We start from the raw sequence: 14749 nt of genomic DNA on the forward strand, positions 1-14749 counted from the left end.
CTCCATGGGATCGCACGCATAGCGGGACGCGTCTTGGGCGGTGTGCTGACCGCCGGCCGATTCACTGCGGTTCCCCGGTGGGTGCGGGAGCCGGTGGTAGGCGTGTTCGAGTCCGTGGCGGCGGTGCCTGACGCCGTGGCGGCCAAGGTGCGTGTGCCGGCACATGATCTGGGAGCGCGGGTGAGCCCGGGACTTCTGGCGACGCACGCCGCGGTGACGGCTTGTCCGCCCCGGGTCCGGGGGCAGCGCCGGATGGGCGTCCCGCTCTGTCTCTCCGGCAGGCATGGGGCGGCGCGGCCTGGCCTGTGGTGACGTGCAGCGGGACGGTGATGATCCAGGCGTCGTAGATGTGCTGCTACCACCGCCCTGGTTCCGGCCCTGCTCGTCACGATCGGACGGGAGGTCACCCGATGACACATGATCAAGTTGCGTGATCACGGCCGACGACAAGGCCACTCGTACCAAGCCCGCCAGGTCACCCCACTCGACCTGCGAAATCAGGACGAAAGATCCTCTTACAGGCTCATGACGTGCTCCCTCTTGACAATCTATTCAGCCATCAAGAACTCTGCATGCCGTTATGCAGGCCCGGCAACCCGAGGTCCGTCGGCAACAGGACCGAGGAGGGACAACGGATCATGGCAGAGGCTCTTGTCGAGCAGCGCTCCATCGATGTCGTACCGGACGAGGAACGACACGGGACCGCCTTCTCACAGTTCACACTCTGGCTCGGTGCCAACCTTCAGATCACCGCCGTGGTGACCGGCGCACTCGCCGTCGTCTTCGGCGGGGACGTCGTCTGGTCGCTGGTCGGCCTGGTGGTGGGCAACTTGCTGGGCGGCGCCGTGATGGCGCTGCACTCCGCGCAGGGTCCCAAGCTGGGCCTCCCGCAGATGATCCAATCGCGCGCCCAGTTCGGCGTGCGCGGCGCAGTGGTCCCGCTGCTGCTCGTGATCCTGATGTACGTCGGGTTCTTCGCGAGCGGCACGGTGCTCGCGGGTCAGGCGGTCGGCGAACTCACCCACACGAGCCACACCTCAGGCATCGTGATCTTCGCCGTGGTCACGGCGGTCACGGCGGTCGTCGGCTACCGCGTCATCCACGCCCTCGGCCGGTTCGCGAGCGTCGTCTGCGCGCTCGCCTTCATCTACCTGGCCATACGCCTGCTCGACAACGTGGACCTGTCGACGCTGCTGCACAACGCGCACTTCTCGCTGCCGATGTTCCTGCTCGCGATGTCGCTGTCGGCGTCCTGGCAACTCGCGTTCGGACCGTACGTCGCGGACTACTCGCGCTATCTGCCGCGCACCACCTCCGGCCGGGCGACCTTCTGGTGGACCCTGTCGGGCTCGGCGCTCGGCTCGCAGTGGTCGATGACGTTCGGCGTACTGGTGGCGGCGACGGCGGGCGACAAGTTCCTCGCGAACCAGGTCGGCTACGTCGTCGGCCTCGGCGGCGCGGGCCTGATCGCGTCGTTCCTCTACTTCGTGATCGCGCTCGGCAAGCTGACCGTCAACGTGCTCAACACGTACGGCGGCTTCATGTCGATGGTCACCAGCGTCAGCGGATTCCGCGGCCAGCGCGTGCTCTCGCAGCGCGGTCGGGCCGCGTACATCGCTCTGATCATGATCGCGGGCACGGCGGTCGCGCTCCTCGGCAAGGACAGCTTCCTGGCCTCGTTCAAGGACTTCCTGCTCTTCCTGCTGACCTTCTTCACGCCGTGGTCGGCCATCAACCTGGTCGACTACTACCTGATCTCGAAGGAGCGGTACGACATCCCGGCGCTCTTCGACCCCGCGGGCCGCTACGGGGCCTGGCGCTGGGACGCGCTCGGGGTCTACGCGGTGGGTCTGCTCGCCCAACTGCCGTTCCTCTCCACGGCCTTCTACACGGGCCCGCTGGTCGCCCCGCTGGGCGGCGCGGACATCTCCTGGATCGTCGGTCTCGTGGCGCCCGCGCTGCTGTACTGGCTGTTGGCCCGGAGAAACCCGCCCCTGCCGACGGGGAAGCAGCCCAACACCATGACGGGGGCCAGCCCCAAGGCCGAGGCTGTATGAGGCTGAGCCCTATGCGGTGACGCGGACCAGTCGCTCGCAGCGGCAGACGGTTGCTGCGAGCGAGTCCGAGCAAGGCCGGGGAGTTCCGAGCATGGTGCTCGTAGCGGGGCTTGAGCCCCGGCGGCCGGTCAGCCAGGAGAAGGTGCGCTCGATGACCCATCCGCTGCGCCCCAGTCGTTCGCTGGACTCGACTCCTTTGTGCGCGATGCGGACGCCGATGCGCTCGCCACGTAACCGATGCTTCGGCATCACCGCGGCGGCCAGGCGCTACACGTGGTGCGGGAGTGCAAAGGTCGGCTCGACGACGTAGCGGGGCTTCCCCAAGAGCAGGGTGGGGAAGCCCCTCAGCGCGCCCCACGGCCAGCAGTCACAACCGCTCTCCCGCAGCCCTCCCGGCGTCGGTCAGCCCGCCGCACTGTGTGTACCTCACATCCCAGACCTACCGGATCACACCGACTCTCAGCGGGCGTACGACCCCGACATCACCCATCAAGTTCAGCGGTGTCGCGTCAGGCAACGTTCGCCGCGTCGACGAATTCCTGCAGGCGCTCATCGGTGGCATGCCGGTGCCGCCCGTTGATCAACCGGCGCATCATGCTGCCCAGCTTCTTGTGGCCGGCGTAGTCGGTGCCCTCGAGGGTGAACTGGACCTCGCTGCGGCTCAGCCCATCTGGTCGAGACCGATCACCACTGCACCGTGATCGGTGAGGGTCGCTCTTGATGGCCTGAGTGGACTGCGAGAGCGTCCAGCGCGCCGAATCTGAGATGCAGCGTGCGGAAAGCGGGCGGTCCCCACTCGGTACGCACCTTGGAGCTGCGCGCCCTCGCCATGGCCGCGGCCGGCCGCCCCGCACCGGCCGTCCAGCGCTTCTCGCTCGCGGAGGCGGCCGCTGCCCGCCGGGCGCTGGAGACGCGGGCAACGGTCGTGACGGTGATGATCAAGCCCTGAACGCGAGGGTCGCTCCGGCAGGCGGAACCACCGATCGGCGGCATGTTGAGGAGCGATCTTCCCGGGCGATGGCCTTGACGCGCCCCCATCCGTAAGTCAATACTTACCGTTCGTGGGTACTTACCAAGCTGGCGATCCGCTGGGCGCTCTGGGCGATCCCACCAGGCGCGCCATCGTCGAGCGCCTGGCTGACAGGCCGCGCGCGGTCGGCGAACTCGCCGACGAGCTCCCGGTCAGCAGACCCGCGGTGTCCCAACACCTGAAGGTGCTCAAGAACGCCGGGCTCGTGAGCGAGCGAGCGGACGGCACTCGCCGGATCTACCGGCTCAACCCAGCCGGCGTGGCCGCGCTGCGCGATCAACTCGAGACGTTCTGGAACCGGGCGTTGGCCGGCTACCAGGACGTCGCCGAAGAACCGGAAGAGGAAAATTCATGACCCAGGAAGCCACCACCGTGGTCCGCAGGGAGATCGTGGTCGACGCGCCGCTCGAGCGGGCGTTCACCGTGTTCACGGAGCGGTTCGGCGACTTCAAGCCGCCGGAGCACAACCTTCTCGCGGTGGAGATCGCCGAGACCGTGTTCGAGCCGAAGGTCGGCGGCCATATCTACGACCGCGGCGTGGACGGCAGCGAGTGCCGCTGGGCGCGCGTCCTCGCCTACGAGCCGCCGGACCGGGTCGTGTTCAGCTGGGACATCGACCCCCAGTGGCAGATCGAGACCGAACCGGAGAACACCAGCGAGGTCGAGGTCCGGTTCGTCGCCGAGGCCCCGGAGCGCACCAGGGTGGAGCTGGAGCACCGCAACATCGAGCGGCACGGCCCCGGCTGGCAGGCTGTCGCCGGCGGTGTCGCCGACGACGCCGGGTGGCCGCTGTACCTGGCTCGCTACGCCGCCCTGCTCGGATCCGGCAGCTGAAGGCCGTCCATCACGCGTGATCCCGGGAGGTGAAGAGAGGCCGACCGGCATCGCCCTGCCCGGAACGTGGGAGATGGGAGGCGGTGGCCCCGCTGATGGAGCGCGGCCACCGCCCGTCCGCGCCGTGCCCAGGGCGGCTCTGGGAAAGCGGTCCTGAGGTGTCCGGATCGCTGGATTCTCGCGGAGATCCGTGAGGTCAGCCGGCGTACTCAGTCACGACAGGATGTAACTCAGCGCTATAGTTGGCGAGTTGAGCGTTGTGCTCGGCGAGCAAGCTGATCTCGGCCCCGGCACGCAAGTCCTCGCCGCTCGAATCGACCGAGACGCCACAACCCAACTCACCTGGGGTCATGGCGCATCAGCGCACAAGGCTCACATGTCGGGGTGTCGTCAAGGCTCCGCGTCAGGACGGGGCGAGGACGCAGAACTCGTGGCCCTCCGGGTCGGCCAGGCACGTCCACGGGACGTCGCCCTGGCCGAGGTCGAGGTCGGTGGCGCCGAGTGCCCGCAGCCGGGCCACCTCCGCCGCCTTGTCGTCACCGGGGTTCGGCAGCAGGTCAAGATGGACGCGGTCTGGCACGGTCTTCACGTCGGGTGTGCGGAGGAACTCGAGATACGGGCCGACACCCTTGGCGGAGCGCAACGTCGCATGATCGTCGGTCACCTCGTGCAGGGTCCAGTCCATCGCCTCGTTCCAGAACCGTGCCATGGCCCGGGGATCCGCGCAGTCGACCACCACTGCGGCGATCGGTCCGGTGTCCCGGTAGATCTCCCGAGGCTCCAGCACGCAGAACTCGTTGCCCTCGGGGTCGGCGAGGACCGTCCACGGCACATCGCCCTGACCCACGTGGGCGGGCGTCGCCCCCAGAGCCTGGAGGCGCGCGACCAACTCCGCCTGATGGTCCGCAGAGCTGGTGGCGAGATCGAGGTGCACACGATTCTTTGTCGCCGTCTTGGGCTCCGGAACGGGAACGACGTCGACGCAGACGGCGACCGGGTCCGGCCAAACAAGGCCGCCGGCGGGTCCGACGTAGGCCGTCACGCCGGGGCTGTAAGCACTCCAGCCGAGCGCCTCCGCCCAGAACCGGCCGACCGCCGCGCCATCACGACCCTTGATGTTCACCTGAACTGGTCGCAGTGCCATGCCGGCGATCCTATGCACCCGCACTGCACACACATCCGGGTGGCGACGACTCGCCGTAATCCACGACGTCTTGACAGACGACAGAGGTCGACCTAGTTTTACAAGCGCTAGCTTGTACAAGGAACTGCTTGTGCATCCGGGAGGAGACCGGGATGACCAGCACCACCAGCACGCGGACCGAGGACTTCAGCGCGGTCTTGAACCTCCCCTCCAGCCCCGACGCCGTGTCGGCGCTCTTCACCTCCGCCGCAGGCGTCAGCCGCTGGTGGGGCCCGACCGAGGGCGATGAAGCAGTCGGCGGCACGCTCGTCACCAGCTTCGGCGACCACGGCGTCAACGCGATGCGTGTCCTCGAAGCCGGACCCAGCCGCGTGGTCTGGGAGTCCATCGCGCCCGACGGGATCACCCCGACCGGGCACGCGCAGGAGTGGCTCGGCACGACGATGGAGTTCGACATCGTCCCCGCCGGCAGCGGCACCGAGCTCCGCTTCCGGCACGCCGGCCTGACCCCGCAGCTCGAGTGCTGGGACTCCTGTGTCTCCGCCTGGACGTACTTCATGGCGAGCATCGAGACCTTTGCCAAGACCGGCATCGGCACCCCGTTCGGGGCTTGAGATCCTGGTCCGATGGCAGAGTCGAAGCAGTCGACGCCCGCGGCAACCGATGTGGTGCTGCGGGCGCTCGCCGACCCGCACCGCCGACAGATCCTGCGCCTCGTCCAACACGCCGAACTGCCTGCGGGCCAGATCGCGGCGAGCTTCACCCTCACCCAGCAGGCGGTCAGCCAGCACATCGGGGTACTCAAACAGGCCGGCCTCCTCACCGAGCGCCGCGAGGGAACCCGTCGCCTCTACGCGCTGCGCCACGAGTCGCTCGAGCCGGTGCGCGAGCTGCTCTCCGAGTTCTGGCCCGACGCCCTCAGCCGCCTGAAGAAGGCCGTCGAGACGGCCCATCCCCGACCACCGAAGAGGTAGCCGTGACCGCTCAGATCCGCAATGACGTCATTGTCGCGACCGAGCACATCAAGGCACCGCCCGAGGTGGTCTTCCCGTACTTCACCGACCCCGCGCTCATCGTCGAGTGGGTCGGTGAACGGGCCGAGCTCGACCCGCAGCCCGGTGGCGTGTTCTCGCTCGACATGGGTGAGGTCGTCGCCCGCGGTGCCTACATCACCGTCGAGCCGCCGTACCGCGTCGTGTTCAGCTGGGGCATCCCCGGCAACGACGCGCTGCCGCCCGGCGGATCGACCGTCGAAGTCACGCTGACACGTGACGGCGACGACACGCTGGTCGTACTCACGCACCGCGGCCTGCCGCCCACCCACATCGGCAACCACCGCGCCGGCTGGGAGCACCGGCTCGGGCGGCTGCGCGTCGAGGCCGGCTGAACCAGTTGCATGTTGGTGTACGGGCTCGGGGCATCCGTCCATGCCGAAGTCCGGCGCGGTGTGCTTGCCAGCGGCACTGAAGGGTGGGGGCGCAAGGTTCAGGGTCGTGCCCGAGGCCTCCGTGCGGTGAAGATTCGACACCTCCACCTCGCACGGAGGCTTTCGTCACGATCGAGAACCAACTTCAACAACGCTCGTGGTCAGCGCATCTAGCTGATCCGCAGGCTCGCGATCAGCCCGTCCTTCAGAACGAAGGTCATGGGGCCGGTGCCGTTGTAGCCGTTGCCCGAGACGGTCAGCGTCACCACGTAGGTGTCCTCGGAAGACTTGTCAACGCCCTTGAGGGCGAAGTGCGCCTGGACGCCGATGTTGTCAGTGCCGTTCCAACTACTCACGCCGTCCCGTCCGTGGAACTCGCGGCCCCAGTCATTGAGATACGCGTCAGGGGTGAAAGCGGCCACAAAGGCCGCCGCATCGCCTTCGTTGGTCGCGTCGATGAACGTGCGGATGGCGGGGGGAATCTCGATGTCCGTCACGGTGACGACTCCTTCGCTTCAGGTCGGTTCGGGACTGGCCGCATTGCGGCCGAGCAGCCCTGTCCGACGTCAACGAGCGCGGCAGCGATGGCCATTCCGCCCGGACGCCGGTAGAACGCCTGTCGAGGAGTTCCGACGGGTGCGTTCCCGCCGGCTGCCGCTCGTGTCCCAGGGGACCGTGTCGGTCCCCGCGACAGAGTCGGGTGCCCCAGCTGGAAGGCAGATCCCTTCGGCGTGCCGCACCCCCATCGTTGAGCCGGCCTGACGTAGGGGCGGCCCGGCCTTGGCCTCTGGGCGCGGAGCCGGACCGAATAAACCATCCGGTTGTTTTCTCGAACGAGGCACGCTAGATTTCCAACCAACCGGATGGATGCAAGTTCAGTGACGGGCCAGCGTCACAGCGCCGTCACCTCAGTCAGTCAATTCAGCTTGGAGCAACGATCATGGGCACATGGTTGGTCACCGGTGCGTCGTCGGGCATCGGCCGCAAGGTCGCGGAGCAGCTTCTCAAGCGCGGTGACAAGGTCGCCGCCGTGGCACGGCGCAGGGACCGCCTGAACGACCTGGCCGAACAGTACGGCGACCAGATCTGGACGGCCCAGCTCGACGTCACCGACACCGAGGCCCTGCGCGCCGTGATCGACCGAGTCTTCGCGGAGCTTGGTCAGGTGGACGTCGTCTTCTCCAACGCCGGCTCCGGCGCCGTCGGTGCCGCCGAGGAACTCGAGGACTCGATGATCGAGCAGCAGATCGCCCTCAACCTGGTGGCCCCGATCCAGCTCGCCCGCGCCGTATTCCCCCGCCTGCGCGCCCAGGGCGGCGGCCGATTCATCCAGACCTCCACCATGGGCGGTCAGATCACCTCGCCGGGCGCCGGCATGTACCACGCCTCCAAGTGGGGTGTGGAGGGCTTCCTGGAGTCGGTGGCCCCTGAGGTCGCGCCGTTCGGCATCGGGATCACGCTGGTGGAGCCTGGCGTCGTGCGCACCGACTTCGGCGCCGCACTCTCCATCGCCCCGCCGATCCCCGCCTACACCTCGACCCCGGTCGGCCAGATGCGCCAGTACATCGAGGCGTCGGGCGGCAACCTGACGGGCGACGCAAGCGGTGACCCCGAGAAGGTGGCGGCCGCGGTCATCGACTCCGTCAACATCAACCCAGCCCCCCTGCGGCTTGCGCTCGGCAGCGACTCCTACGGGGCCATCCAGGCCGCGCTCCAGCGTCGGCTCGCCCAGCTCGAGAGCACGAAGTCCATCTCCTTCTCCACCGACTACGACCAGTAGCCCACCCGGCGTACGTCCCTCAACAGCGCCCCTCCCTCCGGCCCGCCGGACAAGTGCCGGCAGCGGCAGTCCTGCCGGTTGTATCGACGGTCTCAGCACCCTCAGAGCAGAGTTAAGGAAACCCCCGTGAGCCTCACCGACTTCCGCACGCTCGGACGCACCGGTCTTCGCGTCAGCCCCCTGGCTCTGGGCACGATGACCTTCGGCGACCCTTCCTGGGGCGCCGACGAGCAGGCCTCGCTCGACATCCTCGCGCGCTACATCGACGCGGGCGGCAACTTCATCGACACCGCAAACCGCTATATGGAGGGGCGTTCCGAGCAGGTGATCGGCGCGTACCTGCGCAAGAACTCGCAGCAGCGGGACCGGCTCGTCATCGCGACCAAGTTCGCCCTCTCGATGGACCCCACCGACCCCAACAACGGCGGCACCAGCCGCAAGGCCATCCGCAAGCACATCGACGCCTCGCTGGAGCGGCTCGGCACCGACTACATCGACCTGTACTGGCAGCACAACTGGGACCAGCACACGCCGCTGGAGGAGACCATGTCCACACTGGACGACCTCGTCCGCGAGGGCAAGGTCCGCTATGTGGGCCTCTCCGACACTCCTGCCTGGGCGGTCGCCCGCATGGCGACGCTCGCCGAGTGGCGCGGCTGGGCCCCGGTCGCCGCCCTCCAGCTCGAATACTCGCTGCTGGAACGCACCTCCGAGGGCGAGCTGTTCGGCGCCGCGCGGGAACTCGGCCTCGGCGTCCTGCCCTGGAGTCCGCTCGCCAACGGCGTGCTGACCGGCAAGTACACGCGTGAGAATCACAACCCGGACGGTGCCGGTCGAGGCATGTTCGTCGACCACCATCTCAACGAGCGGACCTTCGTCCTGCTCGACGTGCTCGCCCGTATCGCCAAGGAACTGGACACCACGGTCGCCGCGGTCTCGCTGGCTTGGGTCCGCCAGCAGCCGTTGACCACGACCACGGTCATCGGAGCCCGCACGGTCGCACAACTCGAGGCCAACCTGGCCTCCCTGGACGTCACCCTCTCCCCCGGCCACCTCACCGAGCTCGACGGCCTCACCGCCCCGGCGCTCAACTTCCCCCTTCCCTTCCTCAAGGCTCTCGGCGTCCCCGCCCAGCAGGGCATGACGGTCATCAACGGTGTCAGAGCCGACGCTTGACCGATACGGCACACGGCTCGCCCTGTGGTGCACGTCCCTCACGGGTGGGTACCTCAGGGCATCGCTGCCAGGCCGTACGCACAGCGGGCTTCTCGGTACTGCTCCAGCGAGCGCGTGCCGGTTCGCGGATCACGGCCGTGTCCAAGTACAGGGTTGCGCAACGAGCCTAGAGCGCCCGCAGCTGACATGCCTTCAGCGTCGGATTGCTGATGCCGGCGCGCGGTCAGAAGGCGCGGTAGGAAAGGGACCCCTCCCCCGGCGTACAACGGGATCATGCGCAGCCCGGGACAGCGGTCCAGGGCGCCCGCAACGAAACGGACATACGGCGCATTCATCAGATGACGGGCCGACGCTCCATGCCGCACGGCCGCGACCCAATTGAGCGCCCGCGGGTCGATCGGCGCCCCCGGGTCACGGGCAGTGCACTCCCCGTATCCACCCCAACCGTCCCGGCGCAGGCGCGCGAGTTGCCCGGTGCGTAGGCAAACGACGTCGCCGCAACCGACCCGCGACGGAGACCCTTTGGCCTCGCCAGGACACCCAGCGTGCCCCGCACGTGGTCCGGGACCCAACGGCCCGTTTTCGAGCGATGTGCGGCGGCGACCGCGACGTACCGACCCGGTCGGTCCAACCCCCCCTTGCCGTTGGAGCGTTCATGGTGCGCGCCCCCTTGGCGTGCTCAAAGTCCACTCGGAGCGCGTCAAAGAGAGGAGACGGATCTCCGACTCCCCTACTGCGACCAACACTTCGGCCGGCCCCGGACACAGGCTCCGTCCCCACCCGAGGCGCTCCCCCTGCACGGACGGCGACCCAGCGAAAACATCCAAGGCCTCCCACTCGCCAACTCCCCCGCCTTCGTCTGCTCACGCAAATACAGCCCACACGTCAACCCGCCCCCGCGGCCTCGGCTTTCATGACGATTCCGGCATCAGGGGTTGACAGGACTCTTCTCACACCACAGCCTTTGGCAACGTTGTCATTCTTCGTTGGCACCGGGCGTGCCGAGCTGGTCGGCCAGGTCGCTCCGGCCCACGCCGCTGTCTTTTTTGATGGGACATCACGCTCATGAGAGATCAGGAGAGTCCGTCGCGGCACGTGTCGCGACGGTCGGTCGTCACCACGGGCTCCACACTGCTGGCAGGGTTCGGCCTCGGATCGCTGATGCCCGTGGCGACCGCCGCGGCCGCCGGCACCGACGCGTCCACCGCCTCCTCCTCGCCACAGGAACTCGCGCTCTACCGGCCGGTCACGGTGTCCTCGACGGCCTACGCGCCCACCCCGGCGGAGTTCGTGGTCGACCGGCTCACCTCGCCGGGCGTGCGCGGCAGTGGCTGGCGAGCGGAGGCGAGCGATCCGCAGTGGATATCGATCGATCTTCAGTCCGTCTGCGATGTCACGTGGATCCGTCTGACCTTCGAGGCGGACGCGAGCGACCCCGTCTTCACGCCGCCCAGCACCGGCAATCCGAACAGCGGCACCACGGGCAAGGAGATCCTGTCCAGCTACGCCGTCGAGTTCGTGGTGGAGACCTCCCAGGACAACAAGTCCTGGACGAGCGTCTACCGTACGACCGCCGGCACCGGCGGAGTCGTGAACCTCCAGCTTCCGCGTCCGGTGTCGGCCCGCTGGGTGCGGATGACCTCGCGTCGGCGCTCCAGCGCCAACCCGCTGGGGCTGAACGGCTTCGAGGTCTACGGCACGCCCAAGGGGCGTCGTCCTTCCGCCACCGGCTGGACCGACTGGGGTACCGACACGAGTCGCCCGCCGAAGCTGGCGGTAGCCGCCGACGGCACCGTGCCGCTGGAGTCGGGCTGGCGGTTGACGCTCGACGACTGGGCCGACGCCGAGGGTTCGGCTCTGTCGCGGACGTCCGTCGACACGAGCGGCTGGCTGCCGGCCACCGTGCCGGGCACGGTCCTGACCTCGCTCGTGGACCAGGGCAAGCTGCCCGACCCGGTTGTCGGCTTGAACAACCTGCACGTCCCCGAAGCGTTGTCGCGGCACTCCTGGTGGTACAAGCGCGATTTCGAGCTGCCGCGCGGTCTGCGCACGGGTGGTGGCCGGCGCATCTGGCTGGAGTTCGACGGCATCAACCACAAGGCCGACATCTGGCTCAACGGTCAGCACGTGGGCGGTCTGACGTACCCCTTCGCCCGCTCGGCCCACGACGTGACCGGACTGCTCACAGCAGGCGAGACCAACGCGCTCGCGGTGCGGATCGACCCCATGCCGGTCCCGGGCAGCCCCGGTGACAAGGGCCCGGCCGGCGAGTCCTGGGTGGACGCCGGCGCCAACCAGATGAACCTCAATTCACCCACGTACCTGGCTTCCTCGGGCTGGGACTGGATGCCCGCGGTGCGGGACCGGGCGGCCGGCATCTGGAACCACGTCCGGCTGCGCTCCACCGGCCACGTCGTCATCGGCGACCCGCGTGTGGACACCGTCCTGCCGGACCTGCCCGACGTGTCGGTTGCCGAGCTGACCGTCGTCGTCCCGGTGCGCAACGCCGACACCGCCGACCACCAGGCGATCGTCGTCGCGTCCTTCGAGGACGTCCGGGTGAGTAAGGTCGTCACCGTCCCGGCCGGACAGAGCGTCGATGTCACGTTCGCCCCGGACGCCTTCCGCCAACTGCGGCTGCGCAACCCCAAGCTGTGGTGGCCCAATGGGCTCGGTGACGCCGACCTGCACACGCTCACCCTCGTGGCGTCGGTGGACGGCGCAGAGAGCGACCGCCGCACCACGCGGTTCGGCATCCGGCAGTTCGGCTACGAGTACAAGGTGCCGCTGCCCTTCGCCGCCTCCGGAGACGCCTACACGCAGACCGTGACCTTCGAGCGGCAGCAGGCCCGCCACGTGCGCGTCAAGTGCCTCACCCGGGCCACCTCCTGGGGCTCCTCGCTGTGGACCCTGTCCGTACTCGACAGCACCCGGCCCACCACGGATCTCGCACTGCACGCACCGGCCGAGGCATCGAGCGTGGACGAAAGCGACCACGGCGCGGCCAACGCGACCGACGGCGACCCGAACACCCGCTGGTCCTCCGCCTACGAGGACGACCAGTGGATCACGGTCGACCTGGGTTCCCAGCAGTCCTTCGACCGGGTCGACCTGGTCTGGGAGCAGGCGTACGCGAAGACGTTCGTGGTGCAGGTTTCCGCCGACGGCTCCACCTGGACCGACGCGGCCTCCGTCGACAACACCGCCGTACCGCTGCCGTTCAACAACGGCAACGCGAGCCTCCAGGTCGAGGACTTCGACGCCCGTACGGCCCGCTACGTCCGTATCGCCTGCGGGGTGCGCAACACCAGCTGGGGCAACTCCCTGTGGTCACTGGGTGTCGTCAACAGCGCCGACCCCGGACACGATCTCGCACTTCACAGAACGGCGACCGCCTCCAGCGAAGACCCGGGCAACCCCGCCTCGAACGCCACGGACGGCAACCCAGGCAGCCGATGGTCGTCCGCCTACGAGGACAACCAGTGGATCCAGGTCGACCTCGGCTCGGCGCAGCAATTCGACCGTGTGGCCATCGTGTGGGAAGTGGCCTACCCGAAGACGTATGTCATCCAGGTCTCCGACGACGGCAGTTCGTGGACCGACGTGAAGTCGGTGTCCAACACTCCTGACCCGCTGACGATCACCGTGAACGGTGTCCGGGTACTGGTCCGCGGTGGCAACTGGGGCTGGGACGAGTTGCTGCGCCGAATGCCACCGGAGCGCATGGACGCGGCGGTGCGCATGCACCGCGACATGAACTTCACCATGATCCGCAACTGGGTGGGCACGTGCGACCGCGAGGAGTTCTTCGCGGCCTGTGACGAGCACGGCATCCTCGTGTGGAACGACTTCCCCAACGCGTGGGGGATGGACCCGCCGAACCACGACGACTTCATCTCGATCGCCCGGGACACCGTGCTGCGCTACCGCATCCACCCCAGTGTGGTCGTCTGGTGCGGCGCGAACGAGGGCAACCCGCCCGCTGCGATCGACAAGGGCATGCGCGACGCGGTCGAGCAGCAGGCACCCGGTCTGCTCTACCAGAACAACTCGGCGGGCGGGATCATCACCGGCGGCGGCCCCTACGGGTGGGTCGAGCCGCAGAAATACTTCGACGCCTCCACGTACGGGAGCAGGGACTTCGGCTTCCACACCGAGATCGGCATGCCGGTCGTGTCCACCGCAGCGAGCATGCGCAACATGACGGGCGACGAGCCCGAGTGGCCGATTCGCGGGGCGTGGTACTACCACGACTGGAGCGAGCACGGGAACCAGGCGCCGCAGACGTACAAGGCGGCCATCGAGACCCGCCTCGGGCAGGCGCGGGACCTCGACGACTTCGCCCGCAAGGCCCAGTTCGTCAACTACGAGAACACACGGGCGATGTTCGAGGCGTGGAACGCCAACCTCTGGGACAACGCCACCGGTCTGATGCTGTGGATGTCCCACCCCGCCTGGCACAGCACGGTCTGGCAGACCTACGACTACGACTTCGACGTCAACGGCACCTACTACGGCGCCCGCGCGGCCTGCGAGCCCCTGCACGTGCAGGCCGACCCTGAGGGCCGGGTCATCGCGGTCAACCACACCCGCCAGGACCTGAAGCACGCCACGGTCTCCGCCACGCTGTTCGATCTGACCGGCAGCCGGCTGGGCAGGACCAAGAGCGTCCAACTGGACGTGGCGTCGGCCGCCACCGCGAAGGCGTTCACCGCCGCGTGGACGGACGACCTGCCCGATCTGCATCTCCTGCGGCTCACGCTGGAGAGTGCTGACGGCCGGTTGCTGTCCGACAACACCTACTGGCGCTACCGGACACCGGACGCCATGCGGAAGCTGACCGAGGCGCGGCAGGTGAAGGTCACCGGCTCGGTGACGCACCAGACGCAGTCCGGGGACCGTCACGAGCTGACCGCCACGATCCGCAACCGCAGTTCGGTGGTCGCCTCGATGGTCCGGCTGTCGCTGCTGGACGACGCCACGGGACACCGTGTGCTGCCGACCCTCTACAGCGACAACTACCTGTGGCTGCTGCCCGGTGAGTCCAGGACGGTCACCCTGTCCTGGCCCGCCCACGCCCTGCCCTCGCGCCGGCCCCGGCTCGAGGTGACGGCGTTCAACGGGAGTTCCACCTCGGTCCGTCCGTAGGGGTGCCCGGCCCCGGCGCTCGCCGCACCGGGGCCGTGTCTCCCACCAGACACACGGCGGCCCGCGACCGGCTTGACGGCGCGGGCCGTCACATCCACCACCGTCACCAGCGCACCGCGCACACCGCGCGGCATGCGCGACGTACTGACGGTAC

At 68.4% G+C, this 14749-nt stretch carries 11 protein-coding genes and 2 pseudogenes; 10 read left to right on the top strand and 3 right to left on the bottom strand.

The window, feature by feature from the left end:
• The first annotated feature begins 638 nt into the window (after positions 1 to 638).
• Positions 639 to 2057 carry a cytosine permease gene (locus ABZ904_RS33290; RefSeq protein ID WP_360999074.1) on the top strand — a complete coding sequence of 473 codons (1419 nt, stop codon included), beginning with the start codon at positions 639 to 641 and terminating at the stop codon, positions 2055 to 2057.
• A gap of 9 nt (positions 2058 to 2066) precedes the next feature.
• Here ABZ904_RS33290 and ABZ904_RS33295 read toward each other — a convergent pair.
• Positions 2067 to 2291 (bottom strand): annotated as a pseudogene (locus ABZ904_RS33295) (IS5/IS1182 family transposase); the annotation flags it as partial.
• Between the two features lie 538 nt (positions 2292 to 2829).
• Here ABZ904_RS33295 and ABZ904_RS33300 point away from each other — a divergent pair.
• The 3 genes and pseudogenes from ABZ904_RS33300 to ABZ904_RS33310 form a co-directional block, all read left to right on the top strand.
• Positions 2830 to 3006, top strand: a pseudogene (locus ABZ904_RS33300) (oxidoreductase); the annotation flags it as partial.
• Positions 3007 to 3118: 112 nt separating this feature from the next.
• Entirely contained in the window at positions 3119 to 3442 is a 324-nt protein-coding gene (locus tag ABZ904_RS33305; protein ID WP_359398647.1) for a metalloregulator ArsR/SmtB family transcription factor, read from the top strand.
• The gene (locus ABZ904_RS33310; protein ID WP_359398645.1) at positions 3439 to 3921 is read left to right on the top strand and encodes an SRPBCC family protein; all 483 of its coding nucleotides are present in this window, start codon (positions 3439 to 3441) and stop codon (positions 3919 to 3921) included. The genes ABZ904_RS33305 and ABZ904_RS33310 overlap by 4 nt, the downstream gene beginning before the upstream one ends.
• A gap of 403 nt (positions 3922 to 4324) precedes the next feature.
• Here the strand turns inward: ABZ904_RS33310 and ABZ904_RS33315 are convergent, their stop codons facing one another.
• On the bottom strand, positions 4325 to 5065 hold the full coding sequence (locus ABZ904_RS33315) for a VOC family protein (RefSeq protein ID WP_360999077.1): 741 nt from the start codon (positions 5063 to 5065) through the stop codon (positions 4325 to 4327).
• Positions 5066 to 5217: 152 nt separating this feature from the next.
• On the opposite strand from ABZ904_RS33315, the gene ABZ904_RS33320 reads away from it, so the two are divergent.
• From ABZ904_RS33320 to ABZ904_RS33330, 3 genes are read left to right on the top strand one after another with little or no spacing between them, the layout of a single operon-like run.
• Positions 5218 to 5679: an SRPBCC domain-containing protein gene (locus tag ABZ904_RS33320; RefSeq protein ID WP_360999079.1), complete on the top strand. Its 462-nt coding sequence runs from the start codon at positions 5218 to 5220 to the stop codon at positions 5677 to 5679.
• Positions 5680 to 5691: 12 nt separating this feature from the next.
• Positions 5692 to 6039 (top strand): metalloregulator ArsR/SmtB family transcription factor, encoded by a 348-nt coding sequence (locus ABZ904_RS33325; RefSeq protein WP_359398639.1) that lies wholly within the window; start codon positions 5692 to 5694, stop codon positions 6037 to 6039.
• A 2-nt stretch (positions 6040 to 6041) separates the two neighbouring features.
• Positions 6042 to 6452, top strand: coding sequence for an SRPBCC domain-containing protein (locus ABZ904_RS33330; RefSeq protein WP_359398637.1), 411 nt, complete (start codon positions 6042 to 6044; stop codon positions 6450 to 6452).
• Positions 6453 to 6661: 209 nt separating this feature from the next.
• Here the strand turns inward: ABZ904_RS33330 and ABZ904_RS33335 are convergent, their stop codons facing one another.
• The gene (locus tag ABZ904_RS33335) at positions 6662 to 6988 is read right to left on the bottom strand and encodes a nuclear transport factor 2 family protein (protein ID WP_360999083.1); all 327 of its coding nucleotides are present in this window, start codon (positions 6986 to 6988) and stop codon (positions 6662 to 6664) included.
• A gap of 443 nt (positions 6989 to 7431) precedes the next feature.
• On the opposite strand from ABZ904_RS33335, the gene ABZ904_RS33340 reads away from it, so the two are divergent.
• The 3 genes from ABZ904_RS33340 (at position 7432) to ABZ904_RS33350 (ending at position 14595) form a co-directional block, all read left to right on the top strand.
• A complete protein-coding gene (locus tag ABZ904_RS33340) occupies positions 7432 to 8271 on the top strand; it encodes an SDR family oxidoreductase (RefSeq protein ID WP_361827532.1) in 840 nt (279 codons plus the stop codon).
• A 126-nt stretch (positions 8272 to 8397) separates the two neighbouring features.
• Complete coding sequence (locus ABZ904_RS33345; protein WP_361827535.1) at positions 8398 to 9447, top strand: aldo/keto reductase; 1050 nt, start codon at positions 8398 to 8400, stop codon at positions 9445 to 9447.
• A 1065-nt stretch (positions 9448 to 10512) separates the two neighbouring features.
• A complete protein-coding gene (locus tag ABZ904_RS33350; RefSeq protein ID WP_360999089.1) occupies positions 10513 to 14595 on the top strand; it encodes a discoidin domain-containing protein in 4083 nt (1360 codons plus the stop codon).
• Positions 14596 to 14749 lie beyond the last annotated feature (154 nt).

The organism is Streptomyces sp. NPDC046900, from assembly GCF_040644975.1.
GTDB lineage: Bacteria > Actinomycetota > Actinomycetes > Streptomycetales > Streptomycetaceae > Streptomyces.

What these genes read in the sequence shown, in the direction of transcription:
- ABZ904_RS33290 (WP_360999074.1), top strand. Translation starts at nt 639, where the DNA reads ATGGCAGAGGCTCTTGTCGAGCAGCGCTCCATCGATGTCGTACCGGAC.
- ABZ904_RS33310 (WP_359398645.1), top strand. Translation starts at nt 3,439, where the DNA reads ATGACCCAGGAAGCCACCACCGTGGTCCGCAGGGAGATCGTGGTCGAC.
- ABZ904_RS33315 (WP_360999077.1), bottom strand. Translation starts at nt 5,065, where the DNA reads ATGGCACTGCGACCAGTTCAGGTGAACATCAAGGGTCGTGATGGCGCG.
- ABZ904_RS33320 (WP_360999079.1), top strand. Translation starts at nt 5,218, where the DNA reads ATGACCAGCACCACCAGCACGCGGACCGAGGACTTCAGCGCGGTCTTG.
- ABZ904_RS33325 (WP_359398639.1), top strand. Translation starts at nt 5,692, where the DNA reads ATGGCAGAGTCGAAGCAGTCGACGCCCGCGGCAACCGATGTGGTGCTG.
- ABZ904_RS33340 (WP_361827532.1), top strand. Translation starts at nt 7,432, where the DNA reads ATGGGCACATGGTTGGTCACCGGTGCGTCGTCGGGCATCGGCCGCAAG.
- ABZ904_RS33350 (WP_360999089.1), top strand. Translation starts at nt 10,513, where the DNA reads ATGAGAGATCAGGAGAGTCCGTCGCGGCACGTGTCGCGACGGTCGGTC.